Annotated in this window: 14 protein-coding genes; 6 read left to right on the top strand and 8 right to left on the bottom strand. The window is 48.5% G+C overall.

Going from position 1 to position 14,415, the window contains the following annotated elements; all coding sequences use genetic code 11:
- Nucleotides 1–35: 35 nt before the first annotated feature.
- Nucleotides 36–998: a DUF6492 family protein gene (locus OEU88_RS02205; protein WP_262693466.1), complete on the bottom strand. Its 963-nt coding sequence runs from the start codon at nucleotides 996–998 to the stop codon at nucleotides 36–38.
- Nucleotides 985–3,798, bottom strand: a complete 2,814-nt coding sequence (locus tag OEU88_RS02200; protein WP_262693465.1) for an ATP-dependent DNA helicase — start codon at nucleotides 3,796–3,798, stop codon at nucleotides 985–987. Before OEU88_RS02200 ends, OEU88_RS02205 begins: the two co-directional genes overlap by 14 nt.
- A 165-nt stretch (nucleotides 3,799–3,963) precedes the next feature.
- On the opposite strand from OEU88_RS02200, the gene OEU88_RS02195 reads away from it, so the two are divergent.
- Both OEU88_RS02195 and OEU88_RS02190 read left to right on the top strand, forming a co-directional pair.
- Nucleotides 3,964–5,550, top strand: coding sequence for a lysine--tRNA ligase (locus OEU88_RS02195; RefSeq protein WP_262693464.1), 1,587 nt, complete (start codon nucleotides 3,964–3,966; stop codon nucleotides 5,548–5,550).
- Between the two features lie 129 nt (nucleotides 5,551–5,679).
- On the top strand, nucleotides 5,680–6,186 hold the full coding sequence (locus OEU88_RS02190) for a fasciclin domain-containing protein (protein ID WP_262693463.1): 507 nt from the start codon (nucleotides 5,680–5,682) through the stop codon (nucleotides 6,184–6,186).
- A 64-nt stretch (nucleotides 6,187–6,250) separates the two neighbouring features.
- On the opposite strand, the gene OEU88_RS02185 is transcribed toward OEU88_RS02190, so the two are convergent.
- From OEU88_RS02185 to hrcA, 5 genes are all read right to left on the bottom strand, one after another.
- On the bottom strand, nucleotides 6,251–6,439 hold the full coding sequence (locus OEU88_RS02185; protein ID WP_262693462.1) for a helix-turn-helix transcriptional regulator: 189 nt from the start codon (nucleotides 6,437–6,439) through the stop codon (nucleotides 6,251–6,253).
- Nucleotides 6,436–6,819 (bottom strand): hypothetical protein, encoded by a 384-nt coding sequence (locus OEU88_RS02180; RefSeq protein WP_262693461.1) that lies wholly within the window; start codon nucleotides 6,817–6,819, stop codon nucleotides 6,436–6,438. The genes OEU88_RS02185 and OEU88_RS02180 overlap by 4 nt, the downstream gene beginning before the upstream one ends.
- Before the next feature lie 166 nt (nucleotides 6,820–6,985).
- Complete coding sequence (locus OEU88_RS02175) at nucleotides 6,986–7,327, bottom strand: hypothetical protein (RefSeq protein ID WP_262693460.1); 342 nt, start codon at nucleotides 7,325–7,327, stop codon at nucleotides 6,986–6,988.
- Nucleotides 7,328–7,430: 103 nt separating this feature from the next.
- Complete coding sequence (gene grpE, locus OEU88_RS02170; protein ID WP_262693459.1) at nucleotides 7,431–8,042, bottom strand: nucleotide exchange factor GrpE; 612 nt, start codon at nucleotides 8,040–8,042, stop codon at nucleotides 7,431–7,433.
- A 23-nt stretch (nucleotides 8,043–8,065) separates the two neighbouring features.
- Entirely contained in the window at nucleotides 8,066–9,103 is a 1,038-nt protein-coding gene (hrcA, locus tag OEU88_RS02165; RefSeq protein ID WP_262693458.1) for a heat-inducible transcriptional repressor HrcA, read from the bottom strand.
- 223 nt (nucleotides 9,104–9,326) lie between these two features.
- Here hrcA and rph point away from each other — a divergent pair, with 223 nt between their 5' ends.
- Genes rph through hemW form a run of 3 tightly spaced genes read left to right on the top strand, consistent with a single transcriptional unit; the run spans nucleotide 9,327 to nucleotide 11,862 of the window.
- Nucleotides 9,327–10,040, top strand: coding sequence for a ribonuclease PH (rph, locus tag OEU88_RS02160; protein WP_262693457.1), 714 nt, complete (start codon nucleotides 9,327–9,329; stop codon nucleotides 10,038–10,040).
- 27 nt (nucleotides 10,041–10,067) lie between these two features.
- On the top strand, nucleotides 10,068–10,667 hold the full coding sequence (gene rdgB / locus OEU88_RS02155) for an RdgB/HAM1 family non-canonical purine NTP pyrophosphatase (protein WP_394805204.1): 600 nt from the start codon (nucleotides 10,068–10,070) through the stop codon (nucleotides 10,665–10,667).
- Nucleotides 10,648–11,862: a radical SAM family heme chaperone HemW gene (gene hemW, locus OEU88_RS02150; protein WP_262693456.1), complete on the top strand. Its 1,215-nt coding sequence runs from the start codon at nucleotides 10,648–10,650 to the stop codon at nucleotides 11,860–11,862. The genes rdgB and hemW overlap by 20 nt, the downstream gene beginning before the upstream one ends.
- Before the next feature lie 10 nt (nucleotides 11,863–11,872).
- Here the strand turns inward: hemW and OEU88_RS02145 are convergent, their stop codons facing one another.
- Entirely contained in the window at nucleotides 11,873–13,348 is a 1,476-nt protein-coding gene (locus OEU88_RS02145; protein WP_262693455.1) for a penicillin-binding protein activator, read from the bottom strand.
- 137 nt (nucleotides 13,349–13,485) lie between these two features.
- Here OEU88_RS02145 and rsmI point away from each other — a divergent pair, with 137 nt between their 5' ends.
- The gene (gene rsmI, locus OEU88_RS02140) at nucleotides 13,486–14,415 is read left to right on the top strand and encodes a 16S rRNA (cytidine(1402)-2'-O)-methyltransferase (RefSeq protein ID WP_262693454.1); all 930 of its coding nucleotides are present in this window, start codon (nucleotides 13,486–13,488) and stop codon (nucleotides 14,413–14,415) included.

The following is a 14,415-nucleotide window of genomic DNA, read 5'->3' as shown; positions in this document are numbered from 1 at the left end:
CAAGGTGACAACCTCAAGTGAAATACTGCCGCACCTTAAAACAAAATGAAGCGCTTTCGTTTTGATGGCTTTTCAATAGTTTGAAAGTATGCGGCTTCAGCGCGAGTTTTAATCAAACCAAATCGCAACCACATATCAGCAATATCGCTCATGTTGTTGCTCAAGCCAACTTCATAAATGCGACGATGCACACCTGTACAGCAGATGTTTGTGTCTCCAAGAGCATCGATCAGCATCCTGACGCGTTCATTTGACTCTGCGGCTTGCCCAAAAAGAGCAACTGTGTAGCGCTCACATTCGTCATATGTCGTTTCAATCAATCCTTGCCGCGACAACATGTATGCATAGTAAAAATAAAACTCATTCCATTCTGTATTTTCAATAAAGACATCAAAAAATGATTTTTCCTCGCGCTCTTCAACATTTGTCAACAAACCTTTTGTTATCGCCGTTGCCATCATAAACGGTGTGGTTGTTGGGTGTGCTTCTTCTATCTTGTCGCCGTGCTCAACACCAAAGTAATGGCAGGTCGCAATACAATGTTTACGAAACAATTCATTTATCGGGACAGAGTGCACGCGTAGCTTCCCTGACGGCGTTATAAATGTGGCTTTATCTATTGGTCGAATAAAGTGGTTCTTGCTATCCAAAATCAGAAATTGAGGCGTACTGACAATATTCACTGCCAAAAGCTTTAATGCCTGTTGACTTCGCCAGCCCGTTTTACGGATGCGCTTTCCGGCTAATTTTTTATAATCAACAACCTTGACCTGTTCTTTAAAGCAGCCAAGTTCGGGTAGCACTTCATATTTTATGTAACGCTTGAAAACACCGAAAGACTGGTCATTACATACATAGAAGATACGATTGAATGTACCGGGCTTGGCATAAAGCCTTATAGAGCGAGCCTGTAGCTTCAGAGCGCGCAGTTCTCCCGTGAAACCAACAACAACCAAATCAATCATGGGGCTTGTTATATCCGTTTCACTTATTTGCAAAAAAGGCCCCCACTTGATCAACTGCATCAGCAAGGCCAATGCGCTGCACGTCAACACCTTCCGGAAAAGCATCGAGCAAGCGCGTAGGCGTTTGACCATCCAGCATTACAAATATACCCCGATCATCAGCTCGGCGCACCAGGCGGCCAAAAGCCTGTGCAAGCTTAAGGCGCGTTAGCATCTCATCATAAACACGCCCGCCAAACGCAGCACGGCGCGCGCGGTGCAACAATGTTGGCCGCGGCCAGGGAACACGGTCAAACACAATCATGCGCAAACTATCACCAGGCACATCAACACCGTCACGCACGGCATCTGTACCAAGAAGGCACGCGTTTGCCTCGTCACGGAAGATATCAACAAGCGTTGCGGTATCAACGGGGTCAACATGCTGCGCATATAGCGGCATGCTCTCCGCCTCCAGATGCGCCGCTATATGATGATATGTCGCCCGCAGGCGGCTAATTGCCGTAAAAAGACCAAGCGCCCCACCATCCGATGCCATAAATAAAGCGCGGTACGCTGCGGCTACCTGCTGTTGGTCAGCCTTGTTTACATCGCCGACTATAAGCACCTTTGTGTGCGCGGGATAATCAAACGGCGATGAAACACTGAGACGGCGCGCAGGCACCGTCAAATGCTGTGCTCCTGTTCGCATATCCGCACTTTGCCAGTTATCAGCATCACCTGATTTATCCCGCAATGTTGCAGACGTAATGATCGCACCGTGTGTGTTTGCAAGAACGATATCCGCAAATGGCTTGGTGGGGTCAATAAAGTGGCGGCAATAGGCGACACCTCTCTCGCGGGCGTCAAAACGTTCTAGCTCAAGCCAATCAACAAATGTTTCTGGTGCGGGGCCACCAAATGCTTCAGCCATTCCAGCCCACACACCAACCGTGTCAGCGCGCAGCTTTAGTGATCGCGCCGATGCCTCAAGCCTGCCGCGAGAAGTGCTATCAAGCGTATCAGCTTCTTCATCCAGCTTGCGTGCCAAGGCCAGCGCTAGCGCCTTCATTGGTTTAGCAAGGGCAAAAAATGCCTCGGATAGTGCATGTGCTGCATCTGGCAAACCGTCAATTGGGTCATTAACGCTTGCCTCTAAGCCATGCGGTCCAGACGCATCGGAACGCGCCAGAACCTGCGCGCGCACTAACATTAAAAAGGTTTCAAACCGTGTCATGGCCGCGGCACCCGTTACACGGCCAAGCCAATTATCAGCCGGTAAAATACGTGCCGCTTCCAAAACATCTTCGAGAAGCCGGCGTGCGTCAGCATCGTCTGCAACCAGCTCATCAAGCCGTGACTTCAAGCCGCGTGCACGTGTGCTACCACCACTTTCCTTGCCTCTGATCCAGCGCCTCAGTTCAGCCCCTTCAAGCCCGGAAAGCCTTATCGAGAAAGCACTATCTGCTGCTTCGAAAACATGATGGCCCTCATCAAACACCAAGCGCCTTGGCAAGTCAGGGTCATCCCCGCGCGTTGCTGCCTGCGTAACAACAAGTGCATGATTAGCCACCACAAGGTCTGCATGCTTGGCCTTGCGCGCCGTTTTCTCAATAAAACATTTCCGGAAATGGGCGCACGCCGAATAAAGACACTCGCCGCGACGATCCGTTAGGCCTGCAATACGACCAGCGCCAAAATGCGCACCAAGCCAGCTAGGAAAATCGCCACCAATCATATCACCATCACGAGTAAACCGTGCCCAGCGCACAACAAGACCAATAAGCACACGATCTCTGTCTACCCCACCGCCAGCGGGCATGCCGCTTGCCGCTTTGTTCATGCCGGCCCGCATCATAACCGCGCGCAATGTCTCTTCAATATTGAGCAAACATGCATAATTTTCGCGGCCTTTACGAATAACCGCGCGTTTGGCTTTAATTTTGGGGTCCGGATATAGTTTGCTTAATTCCTGATCCAGCTGCCGCTGTAAGTTTTTTGTGTAAGTTGATAGCCATACAGGCCCGTCATTCTTCTCGGCCCACAGGCTCGCAGGCGCAATATAACCCAATGTTTTTCCCGTACCTGTACCAGCTTCCAGCAATTGAAGGTTAGGCGCATCAACCATCTCGCGCGGGCGAAACGCGTGCGTTGCTGCTGCTGCGTAGCGTCTTTGGCCAGCCCGCTCTTCTGCACCTTCGCCGAGTAAAGCCTTAAGTCGTTGCTCGCTATCATCCGGATCAATAGCTTCATCTCCGGGCGGCGGCGGCGGCGCACCGTCTTCCCAATCTGTAAGTGCAGACCAAACAGATAAACCATCTTCACGGCTGTGGTCTGCATATGTTTCGGTTGCAGCCATTACAAGTGGACCCCAAGGCCAGCCCGCCCGCGCCATCATCGTTGCCACTTTTGCGGCACCTGCCCGGTAGCGATAGGTTTGGGCCGCTGGATCACCAAGCAAGCGTTCGCCAATTTCCTGCAAGGCAAGGCAGTCATCTTCAGGGTTGCCTACCGCGCAGCCAAGCGTCAATACATCTTTCAGGCCGCGCACCGTTGGCAGGCAGTAACGTGCAGGCCTGATAAATGCAAAAAGCTCAAGAAGGTCATACGCCAGCAAAAAACCAAGACCTAATCGCCGCGCAGAAAGCACACGATTCACAAGCAGGTGCGGTACCTGACTTAGTGCTTCGGCACCTTCATCCAGCGACAAATTTTCAAAGGCACCATCCGGTGTTAAAACCGTAACACCGCGCACACCAACGACAGCCACAGGCACCGCATCAAGGCGCGCGGCCACTTTTTCAGCCGCTATAATCATGTCTTCGGTGCGCATATCTTCCATAGTGCGGAGCATAACGAGACTGCTCTAAAAAGACAGATAGAAAAACTGCGTTTCTCAAGTTTGTCGCACAGTGTTTCTGTTTTGCGATCACGCGTGTTTTCCTTGACGGAAGCCCGCGGCTTGCATAGTGTCCGCCGCCTCGAACACCCTTTAAACCTTTATGATATGGTGACACCGATGACAGGAAACGTTGATCTAGCACTTGCATCCAAAGCATGGCCTTTTCAAGAAGCCGAAAAGCTGGTCAAACGTTTTAAGAAAAACGGCGTACCGGAAAAAGGCTATGTTCTATTTGAAACGGGTTACGGCCCTTCTGGGTTGCCGCATCTTGGCACATTCGGTGAGGTTGCTCGCACAACCATGGTAATGCGGGCTTTTCAGGAAATTTCAGATCTGCCAACCAAGCTTATCTGTTTTTCAGATGATATGGACGGCCTGCGCAAAGTACCAACAAATGTACCCAATCAGGACCTTTTAACTGGCGCGCTTGGTAAACCATTAACGCAAGTACCAGACCCGTTTGGAACGCACGATAGTTTCGGCGCGCATAACAATGCACGCCTGCAGGCGTTCTTGGACCAATATGGGTTTGATTATGAGTTTTATTCTTCGACCGAATGCTACAAAGCAGGCATGTTTGATGCGACACTGATTAAAATTTGTCAGCGTTACGAGAAAATCATCAATGTGATCTTGCCAACCCTCGGTGAAGAGCGCCGCCAGACATATAGCCCGTTTTTGCCGCTTTGCCCTGAAACGGATGAAGTTCTGCAGGTACCGATTACGATTGAGGATGCAGACAAAGGCATCATCTCGTTTGAAAGCGCATCCGGCACACGCCACACTGTTTCAGTTACTGGTGGCAATGTGAAATGTCAGTGGAAAGTAGACTGGGCCATGCGCTGGGATGCGCTGGACGTTGATTATGAGATGGCCGGTAAAGATCTGGATGAAAGCGTTAAGCTCTCCTCAATCATCCGCCGCATTCTGGGCGGACAGCCGCCGGAAGCCTTAAGCTATGAAATGTTTTTGGACCAACAAGGCCAAAAAATATCCAAGTCAAAAGGCAATGGTATTTCGATTGAAGAGTGGCTCGCCTATGCAAGCCCGGAAAGTCTTTCATTGTATATGTTCCAAAGCCCCCGCAAGGCAAAACGCCTGTATTTTGATGTGATTCCAAAGGCGGTTGACGAGTATTATACTTTCGTCACCAAATTCCACGATCAAGAGCTTGCGGATCAGTACAAAAATCCAGCATGGCATATCCACGGCGGCACTGTACCTGCAGCGAGCATACCGGTTTCGTTCGCCCTGCTGCTGAATTTGGTTTCTGTAGCAAACACGGAAGACAAAGAAACCCTGTGGGGCTTTGTTGCCCGCTATGTTGACGGCGCAAGCGCAGAAACATACCCAGACCTTGATCGTCTGATGGGATACGCAATTCGTTATTATGCGGATTTCGTAAAACCGACCAAGTCTTTCCGGGTACCGTCGGCGCAGGAGCTAACGGCTTTTGAAAGCCTGAAAACACGCCTGAAGGCACTGGATGCAAACGAGACAGATGCCGAGTTGATTATGACCGAGGTTTATTCTGCCGGTAAAGATGCTGAATTTGAAAACCTTCGTGATTGGTTTAGGGCTTGCTACGAAGTGTTGCTAGGTCAAAGCCAAGGTCCGCGTATGGGCGGTTTCATTGCGTTATATGGCATCAATGAAACCTTGGCACTAATTGATGAAGCCCTTGCAGGTAAACTCGTAATCTAACCTGATCTAATCAGGTATATACAGCGTAAACGGCGGTTTTTTGTAACCAGATCACTCAAAAACAAGTGATAATCTGGCCGCAAATTGCCGCCGTAATGGGTTCTATCAATCAATCACGAGGATAGAACAATGAATTCAATTACACGTAATATCGGTATCGCCCTTACAGCAGCCACTTTCATATTTTCGACGCCGACACTGGCAGATCATCACGGCAACAAAGCTGATATCGTTGATACCGCGGTAAACGCTGGCAGCTTTAATACACTTGTGGCAGCTGTGAAAGCTGCAGGGCTGGTAAGCGTCCTTAAAGGAGATGGGCCCTTTACCGTGTTCGCCCCGACAGATGCAGCATTTGCAAAACTGCCAGCTGGTACCGTGGAAACACTGCTTAAGCCTGAAAACAAGGCGAAGCTTACGGCTGTGCTGACGTATCACGTTGTGCTAGGCAAAGTAATGTCAGCAGATTTAGCTGGTAAAAAGCTGGAAGCTGCAACCGTACAGGGTCAGAAAATATCAATTGATGCAACTGGCGGTGGCGTAACAGTTGATGGTGCAAATGTTGTCTCGGCCGATATTAAAACAAGCAACGGCGTAATCCATGTGATCGACAACGTTATACTACCAAAAGAGTAAAAACGCTTCCCAGATCAGCAAAACATTAGACCAGTCCCTTTTATGGGCTGGTCTTTATGTGTGTTTATGGCTTGAAAATATCTTCAATCTGTAGGCCAAAAACCTTCGCAATATCAAACGCTAGCGGCAAACTTGGGTCATATTTTTCACGTTCAATCGCATTAACGGTTTGACGTGAAACATCCAACCTGTCGCCAAGCTGTTGTTGGCTCCAACCGCGCTCTGCCCTCAGGGCTTTAAGGTGGTTATTCATGCGTAGCGCCTAGCGATTATAAATTGTGCCAACCCTTGAACAGCAATGAGCAGTGGCATAATCCATATTGTTTGCAGCACAGGAAAACCAACCCCTTCGAGAAAACCATATGAAAATGTACCAAGCCCAACAACAAACAGTGCAACGACCGTTGCTTCAAATGCAATTTGTTTCTGCAATTCGTCCCACGTTCGGCTGAAGATAATAATAGCGCGCGCAAAATACAGGATTGGCAGCATCGGAAGGAATGCCAAAGCAACAGGCAACCACCCATCTGCATCATATGCATAAAGGTAGGTGTTAACGGCAAACAGTATCAATCCATATAACGAGAATGAGACAATAGTATCACGCATATATCGTTTTGCACTCAGCTTCATAACAGCTCCTTTATCAATTCCGTTTGTCAAGCTTCCTTTACATATTGCTTTGTTGCCCATGTGTCAAGTAAGCTTTACATTTTAACTTGCTGGCCAGTTATGGTATCAATTAATGCTGTTAAGTATCTATCAATAGGTATATTTTTAACTGTTGTTATTCAGTTGCTTACACTTCTTGCTGCCTTTTTTGTATTAAATGAACCGCGGTTCCACCAAGGAAACCAAAAACTGTGTGCACAGCAACAGCAAACGGCAGTGTTGCAATTGGTTGCCCGAGTGTTGCAAGTGTCATCGCCGTGTTGGCGCCCAAAACCGCCCCAAGCAATGTACCGCGCAACATCATGCTTTGAGGCTTTGCGAGCAAGCCCATTAAAATCGCAAAGATAATCCACCGCACCGCATATTCAGCAGCAAAGCCAGGCAAAAATCCGCCGGTGTTCATATAAACAAAGCCAGTATGAGCCAGAATTGGTATTAGAGCAGCACCGATATATTGATTGATCGTCAAAATACCCTCCTCCATCAAGCGGCAAAATCACCGCTGGAGGAGAATAAGTCTAACAATCAACAAAACATATTGTGCTGCGGTAGGCTGGTTGGAAACCGAGATATTATGCTTCGGTATCAACCGCTTTTTTTTCACCTTTTGCCACACCAACCATTGCTGGTCGCAACAAGCGGTCCTTAATCACATAACCCGGCGCAACAACTTGCATGACAGTACCAGGGGCCTGTTCTTCAGTTGGTACCTCAAACATGGCCTGATGGAATTTATGGTCAAATTTCTCACCAACTTCAGGCTCAACCTTTTTAATGCCATAGCGCTCCATAGTATTCAGAAGCTCACGACCTGTCATCTCTACGCCTTCAACGAAGGTTTTTGTATCATCAGCTACGTCTTCAGGAATAGAATCGAGGGCGCGCTGCAAGTTATCACTAACTGTCAGCATATCGCGCGCAAAGCCTGTAACCGCATACGCACTGGCATCCTGACGATCACGATCAGCGCGACGACGCACATTCTCCGTTTCAGCACGTGCACGTAAAATCTGGTCTTTTAGTGCTGCAATTTCAGATTGCTGGTTAGTTATTACTTCTTCTGGCGATGGTTCATCATCAGACACATTTTCTGCGCCTTCCTGATCGTCAACATTTTCACCAAACCGGTTTTCGTCTTCAGGGTTCAAATCTTCTAGGTTTTGTTTGTTTTCTTCGTCGCTCATTTCGCGCTCGTCCCTTATCAACTCTATAAAATACGGCTTACCACTTGCGCGGTATAATCCACCATTGGCACAATACGGGCATAATTAATCCGTGTAGGGCCAATTACACCGATTACGCCAACTATTTTGTTTGCACCGTTCATATAGGGAGAAACGACGAGAGATGAACCCGACAATGAAAATAAATTATTCTCTGCCCCGATGAACAAACGCACACCGCGCCCGTCTTTGGCGAGTTCCATCAATTTGATCAAGTCTTTTTTGCGTTCCAACTCATCAAATAGTTGCTTCAATCGTTCCAGATCTTCCGTTGCCTGCACATTTTCCAGTAAATTGCTGTGACCTGAGACAATCAAGGTACCCGCCGCATTATCCCCGCCGCCCCAAACAGCAAGCCCGCTCTCGACAACCTTGGAAGAAAGCGCATCCAGTTCACTCTCGCGGAGTTTTAATTCTTGCTGAACGTTACTCATCGCTTCTTCAAGTGGCCGACCCGCGAGGCGCGTGTTAAGGAAGTTTGTTGCCTGCACCAACGCAGAAGGCGGAAGCCCTGCTGGTACTTCAATCAAGCGATTTTCAACGCTGCCGTCCTCGGCAACCATCACAACCAGCGCCCGCGCATCTGACACGGGCACAAACTCGATATGGCGCACAGCCATTTCCTGCCGTGGCACCATCACAAGCGATGCACAGCGAGAAAGCCCGGACAGCGCGCGCGTTGCGTCAGACAGCACATCTTCCATCTGTCTACCCGACGTTAGGCACTTGCCTTTTATTGCCTCGCGCTCGGCTTGTGTCAGATTGCCAACTTCCATCATGCCGTCAACAAACAGACGCAGCCCAAGGTCCGTTGGCACACGCCCAGCAGATGTATGAGGCGCTAGCAACAAGCCAGCCTCCTCAAGATCAGCCATAACATTGCGCACAGTTGCAGGTGATACACCGATGCTGTCAGCGCGGCTTATTGTGCGCGAACCAACAGGATCACCTGTATCCAGGTATGTCTGGACGATTTGGCGGAAGATATCCCGCGATCGTTCGCTTAGACCAAGAACCGACATATGCACGCTTATCCCTATAATACGCAGACATCTATGTAATGCTTACGGCAGATTAATAAAGAGGTAGCCGTATGGTCAATCTGATAAACATAGAGATGCATGCACCATACCTGTTTGACCTGAACGACAGCCCAGAGTAGAAGGTTCTGCAGATTAAGTAAGCTAAGATTATTCAGCATACAAAAAGACGCCTCTATATAGGCGAACGATAAAGGACAAAGATATGCGACCCAGTGGACGCGCCAACGATGAAATGCGTACAATTGAAATGATCCCGGGCTTTGCCAAACACGCTGAAGGCAGCTGCTTGGTTAAGTTTGGTGATACCCACGTACTAGTGACGGCAACATATGAAGAACGGACACCGCCCTGGCTTCGTGACACTGGAAAAGGCTGGATCACCGCTGAATATGGTATGCTGCCGCGCTCCACCCATGGCCGTATGAACCGTGAAGCCGCAAAAGGCAAGCAATCTGGCCGCACACAGGAAATTCAACGCCTTATCGGCCGCGCCATGCGTGCAGTAGTTGATCTGGAATTAATGGGTGAAAAGCAAATACGCCTCGACTGTGATGTTATTCAAGCTGACGGCGGTACGCGCACAGCCTCAATTTCCGGTGCCTATGTAGCATTGCAACAATGTTTCAATTGGCTCATAGAGCGCGGTGACTTGGCTGTATCCCCGATGACAGACAGCGTTGCGGCTATTTCCTGCGGCATCTATAATGGTACGCCCGTTTTAGATCTTGACTACCCGGAAGACAGTAACGCAGCAACAGACGCTAATTTTGTCATCACAGGCAATGGCGGCATAGTTGAAATTCAATCCACAGCAGAAGAAGAGCCCTTCTCGGAAGAGGAGTTTCTCAGATTGCTCCGCTTGGCACGCATAGGCTGTGATGACATTAAAAAAGCGCAAGAAGCGGCGCTTGCCTGAAACTAGCGCCGGTAAGGTATCATAAACATGGCACGTCACTTTAACGGCGATAAGTTGATCATTGCGAGCCACAACAAGGGCAAGGTTCGTGAAATTGGTGAATTGTTAGCGCCCTTTGGCGTGCAAACTATTTCTGCGGGCGACCTTGATTTGCCAGAACCAGTTGAAGACGGTGATAGCTTTATTGCAAATGCAGAGATTAAAGCGCTTGCAGCAGCTACTGCTGCGGGTATTCCGGCATTATCTGATGATAGCGGCCTTGAGGTTGCGGCCCTTGACGGCGCGCCGGGCATATATAGTGCGCGCTGGGCCGGGCCAACCAAAGACTTCAATGTTGCAATGAAGGCAATAAATGAAAAAATTGCGGACCTCGCCGACAAAACAGCAAACTTTACCTGCGCTCTGACGCTCGCCTGGCCTGACGGCCACATGGAGAGTTTCGAAGGTAAGGTTTTTGGTGAAATAACCTGGCCTATGCGCGGTGAAAAAGGGTTTGGATATGATCCTGTTTTTATACCAAACGGGTATACAAAAACATTTGCTGAAATGGACCCCGCAGACAAGCACACAATGAGCCACCGCGCTGACGCCTTTAAGCAGTTGATCAATGCCTGCTTCAACAGCTGATTTGCTCAAAAAACCACCGCAACTATCAGGCTCAGACCTGCAGACAAAAGCCGCTATTTACGTTCACTGGCCATTTTGTGAGCGTAAATGCCCTTACTGTGACTTTAATAGCCACGTACGTGAACAGGTTGATCAAAAGGCATGGCGCACAGCCATGTTGATGGAAATTGATACCTTTGCCGCCAAATTTCCAAACCTAAGAGCAAAATCAATTTTCTTTGGTGGCGGTACACCCAGCTTGATGCCGCCCGAAACCACTGCCGCCATCATCGAACAGATAAAAAAACACTGGCATCCTGATTATAATATTGAGGTTACCTTAGAGGCAAACCCCTCCAGCATTGAAGCAGCAAGATTTAGAGATTACGCACAAGCTGGTGTTAACCGTGTTTCCGTTGGTGTTCAAAGCCTTAAGGATAGTTCTTTAAAGTTTCTTGGTAGATTACATTCCGCGAGTGAGGCGTTAGCTGCGCTTGATATTGCGCGGGACAACTTTGACCGCGTTAGCTTCGACATGATATACGCACTGCCTGATCAATCACTTGAAGAATGGCAAACAGAACTACAACAAGCGCTCAGCTTTTCCCCGTCTCACCTATCGCTTTATCAACTAACTATTGAAGAAGGTACGGCGTTTTACCACCAATACAAACGCGGTAAGTTTACACTACCTGATGAAGAATTAGCTGCGGCTATGTTCGACATAACACAGGATATAACAAAGGCTGCTGGCCTGCCTGCATACGAGATATCAAACCATGCTAAATGCGGCGAGGAAAGTCAGCACAACCTCGCTTACTGGCAAGGCGATCCATATGTTGGCATTGGACCCGGTGCACATGGCCGTTTGCCCAGCGCCGCAGGTAGTGGCGCAGTCGCTCACATGCAAACCAAACGCCCAGAAGACTGGTTAAATACTGTAAAAGCAAACGGTGTCGGCATTGAAACACTTGACCAAGTTGATGCCGACGAGCGCGCGGTTGAAACAATCATGATGAGCCTACGCCTAAAGGCAGGCATTGATACGCAAAGCTTTGCAGCTAAATTCAACAAACCACTCACAACATATATAGACCATGAAGCGCTTACAGAGCTTATCAATTCAGGTCATATGGAAGAAACAAAAGACCACTTGCGCACCACAGCAAAAGGTCGGCCTCTTCTTAATTTCTTGCTACAAAAGCTTGTTGCGTGAAGAGTTATATTCAATTCAATAAATAGCCAAACGCTGGAAAGCTTTTTGGCGCAGGATCAACCACAATGAATCCACTGCGGTTCACCTCAAGGACAGCAAGCGCTCGCTCAATAGTCCCATTGGGTAAAAAACGAAACAAACCGTCAACACCCGAAAAGCCCTCATTGATGGTGAGACGCTCTGCAGAAAAAATCGCACGGTTAAGCGACAGCGTGTCCTTTTTTTCATCATCACCACCCAAGCCCGCTAACGACGATTGTGCAGGATCCTGATCCAGCTGCTGTGTGGGTGTGCGCACAAGCTGCGCAACCAAACTCATGGCATCATAAGCTAGCGTCGCAATACGCGGTGCAGCAGTGCTATACGTCTGCTCATATCTGGCGAGGAATGCATCAGATTTCTCTGGCTCAGGTGCTGCAAACCATGCGCCTTGCATTGGCGGCTCCCCAAGCAAGCCAACATCATTCCACAACCCTGTCCCTATGAATTTAACCCTGTTTGGGTCCACCTCATAAAATGGCAACAAAGGTGCCAACGACCGCATAGTCGCACCACCTTCAGGCACCAGAACAGCGTCAAAATCAACCCCTTCCATGACTTCTGCGGCTTCAATTTTTTCAGCAATTTCATTCATCATAGAATCGCGAAGGCCGCGTAAAAACTGGGCTTCCCGTCGTGCGTCACGGCGGCGTTCATCGTAACGCGCCAAGCGCTTAACCGGTTCATCAAGCGCTTCAATAATACCTGGTGGATAGTTTTCAATTGCTGCTAAATTTACACCCGCATCAACAACAGCATCACCAAAGGCTGATTGCACACGCTGGCCGTATAAACCTTCCGGGATAAGCGCGGCAAAATTTCCTAACCCCTCAGCGACCGCATAATCCACAACACGCTTTACTTCTGTTTGTGGTAAAAAGCCCATAATAAAACGCCCGGGCGCAGCGGCGGTTATATCATTTGAAAACCCAATCATTGTTACATTCGCTGCCTGAAGTATGGGGCCAGCAGCAATAACACTGTCAGCAAGTAGCGGACCTAAAACAATCGAAGCCCCAACATCAACTGCGTCTTGTGCTCTTTCTGCCGCAACCAGGGCATCCGCTTGTGTATCCAGCGGGATAAGCTTTAAGCGAGGATCATAAGCGTCAAACAGAGCCATCGTAACCGCACGCAGCAATGCCTCGCCAGCTCCAGCTTCAGGGCCCGATAGCGGTAACATAACCCCAACAATAATTTGGGTATCAATATCTTGCGTTACTTGTTCGCCAGTTCCATCAGCAGGCTGCGTCTGTTCAGGAGAAATATTTTCGCCCGGCACATCAGGAACCGTTTGATTGACCTCAGGAACAGCCGCTCTTGTAGTTGGTGCTTGCTGGGGTGAACCACCACAACCAACTAAAACAACGGCAAAAGCAAAACAAAGCAACGTTTTAATGCTGTGGCTTATTTGGCTATAGTCTTTGATAAAGATGCTTGCGAACATGGAACCCTTGGTGTTTGCTGAAAGCCTGCAATATTAAACGTGCACATCACAATGCACATTATGATTTTAAAGTGCTTGTGTAAATTATCCTGTCTATAATGCAATGGGCTGGTTTTCATTAAGTTTAGGCAAAGATAATGGCAAAAATCCGATCATCAGCTAGTTCAATGAAAACAAAACCCACCACAGAGACACCACACAACGACAAAGAAGCCTCCCTTTCTGCCGGGCTATACGTTGTAGCGACCCCTATTGGTAATCTCGGTGATATTACATCCCGCGCGCTTGATACGCTGCGGCGTGTTGACATTGTTGCCTGCGAAGACACTAGAGTTACAGCAAAACTCATGAATGCTTTTTTGATAAAAAAACCACTAATTCCATACCACGAACACAATGGTCAAACGCAGCGCCCAAAGCTTATAAGCAAGATTAAAGATGGTAAAAGCATTGCTCTCGTTTCTGATGCGGGCACACCGCTTATATCAGACCCAGGGTATAAACTTGTCGCTGATGTAGCTGCCTCAGGCCTAAAAGTAACCACCCTTCCAGGGCCATCAGCAGTGGTTTCCGCACTCACGCTGGCAGGGCTACCTACTGATAGGTTTATCTTTATGGGTTTTTCACCCAACAAGACCAACGCACGCAGAAACTGGTTCGAAGCCGAGAAAGATAATTCGGCAACTCTCGTGTATTATGAGAGCGCACGGCGGCTACTCAATAGCCTTAAAGATGCCCGTTATGCACTAAAGGAGCGCAGTGTTGTTGTATGCCGCGAAATCAGTAAAAAGTTTGAAGAAGTAGTTCGTGGTAATCTGGACGAACTGGTAGATTATTATGAAACCAACGGAGAGCCTAAGGGCGAAGTTGTTGTCGTAATAGCACCGCCAAGCAAACAAAACAGCCAGAAGCAAAACACAAACATCGAAACAGATAAACTGCTATCAACAGCCCTAAAGTATATGTCCGTTAAAACAGCTGCTGCCTTTGTTGCAGAAGTAAGCGGAGAAAAGAAGAATCCATTATACAAAAAAGCCCTTGAGCTTTCTGCGGAAACATCTCGCTAA

Origin of the sequence: Kordiimonas aquimaris, from assembly GCF_025574485.1 — a bacterium.
Taxonomy (GTDB): Bacteria; Pseudomonadota; Alphaproteobacteria; order Sphingomonadales; family Kordiimonadaceae; genus Kordiimonas; species Kordiimonas aquimaris.
The sequence above is the reverse complement of the archived record's forward strand: the minus strand, read 5'-3'. Positions and strand labels throughout refer to the sequence as shown.

Bases quoted from the DNA above. Each gene is read 5' to 3' on its own strand.
- OEU88_RS02200 (WP_262693465.1), bottom strand. From the start codon at position 3,798: ATGCTCCGCACTATGGAAGATATGCGCACCGAAGACATGATTATAGCG.
- OEU88_RS02195 (WP_262693464.1), top strand. From the start codon at position 3,964: ATGACAGGAAACGTTGATCTAGCACTTGCATCCAAAGCATGGCCTTTT.
- OEU88_RS02190 (WP_262693463.1), top strand. From the start codon at position 5,680: ATGAATTCAATTACACGTAATATCGGTATCGCCCTTACAGCAGCCACT.
- OEU88_RS02185 (WP_262693462.1), bottom strand. From the start codon at position 6,439: ATGAATAACCACCTTAAAGCCCTGAGGGCAGAGCGCGGTTGGAGCCAA.
- OEU88_RS02180 (WP_262693461.1), bottom strand. From the start codon at position 6,819: ATGAAGCTGAGTGCAAAACGATATATGCGTGATACTATTGTCTCATTC.
- grpE (WP_262693459.1), bottom strand. From the start codon at position 8,042: ATGAGCGACGAAGAAAACAAACAAAACCTAGAAGATTTGAACCCTGAA.
- hrcA (WP_262693458.1), bottom strand. From the start codon at position 9,103: ATGTCGGTTCTTGGTCTAAGCGAACGATCGCGGGATATCTTCCGCCAA.
- rph (WP_262693457.1), top strand. From the start codon at position 9,327: ATGCGACCCAGTGGACGCGCCAACGATGAAATGCGTACAATTGAAATG.
- rdgB (WP_394805204.1), top strand. From the start codon at position 10,068: ATGGCACGTCACTTTAACGGCGATAAGTTGATCATTGCGAGCCACAAC.
- hemW (WP_262693456.1), top strand. From the start codon at position 10,648: ATGCCTGCTTCAACAGCTGATTTGCTCAAAAAACCACCGCAACTATCA.
- OEU88_RS02145 (WP_262693455.1), bottom strand. From the start codon at position 13,348: ATGTTCGCAAGCATCTTTATCAAAGACTATAGCCAAATAAGCCACAGC.
- rsmI (WP_262693454.1), top strand. From the start codon at position 13,486: ATGGCAAAAATCCGATCATCAGCTAGTTCAATGAAAACAAAACCCACC.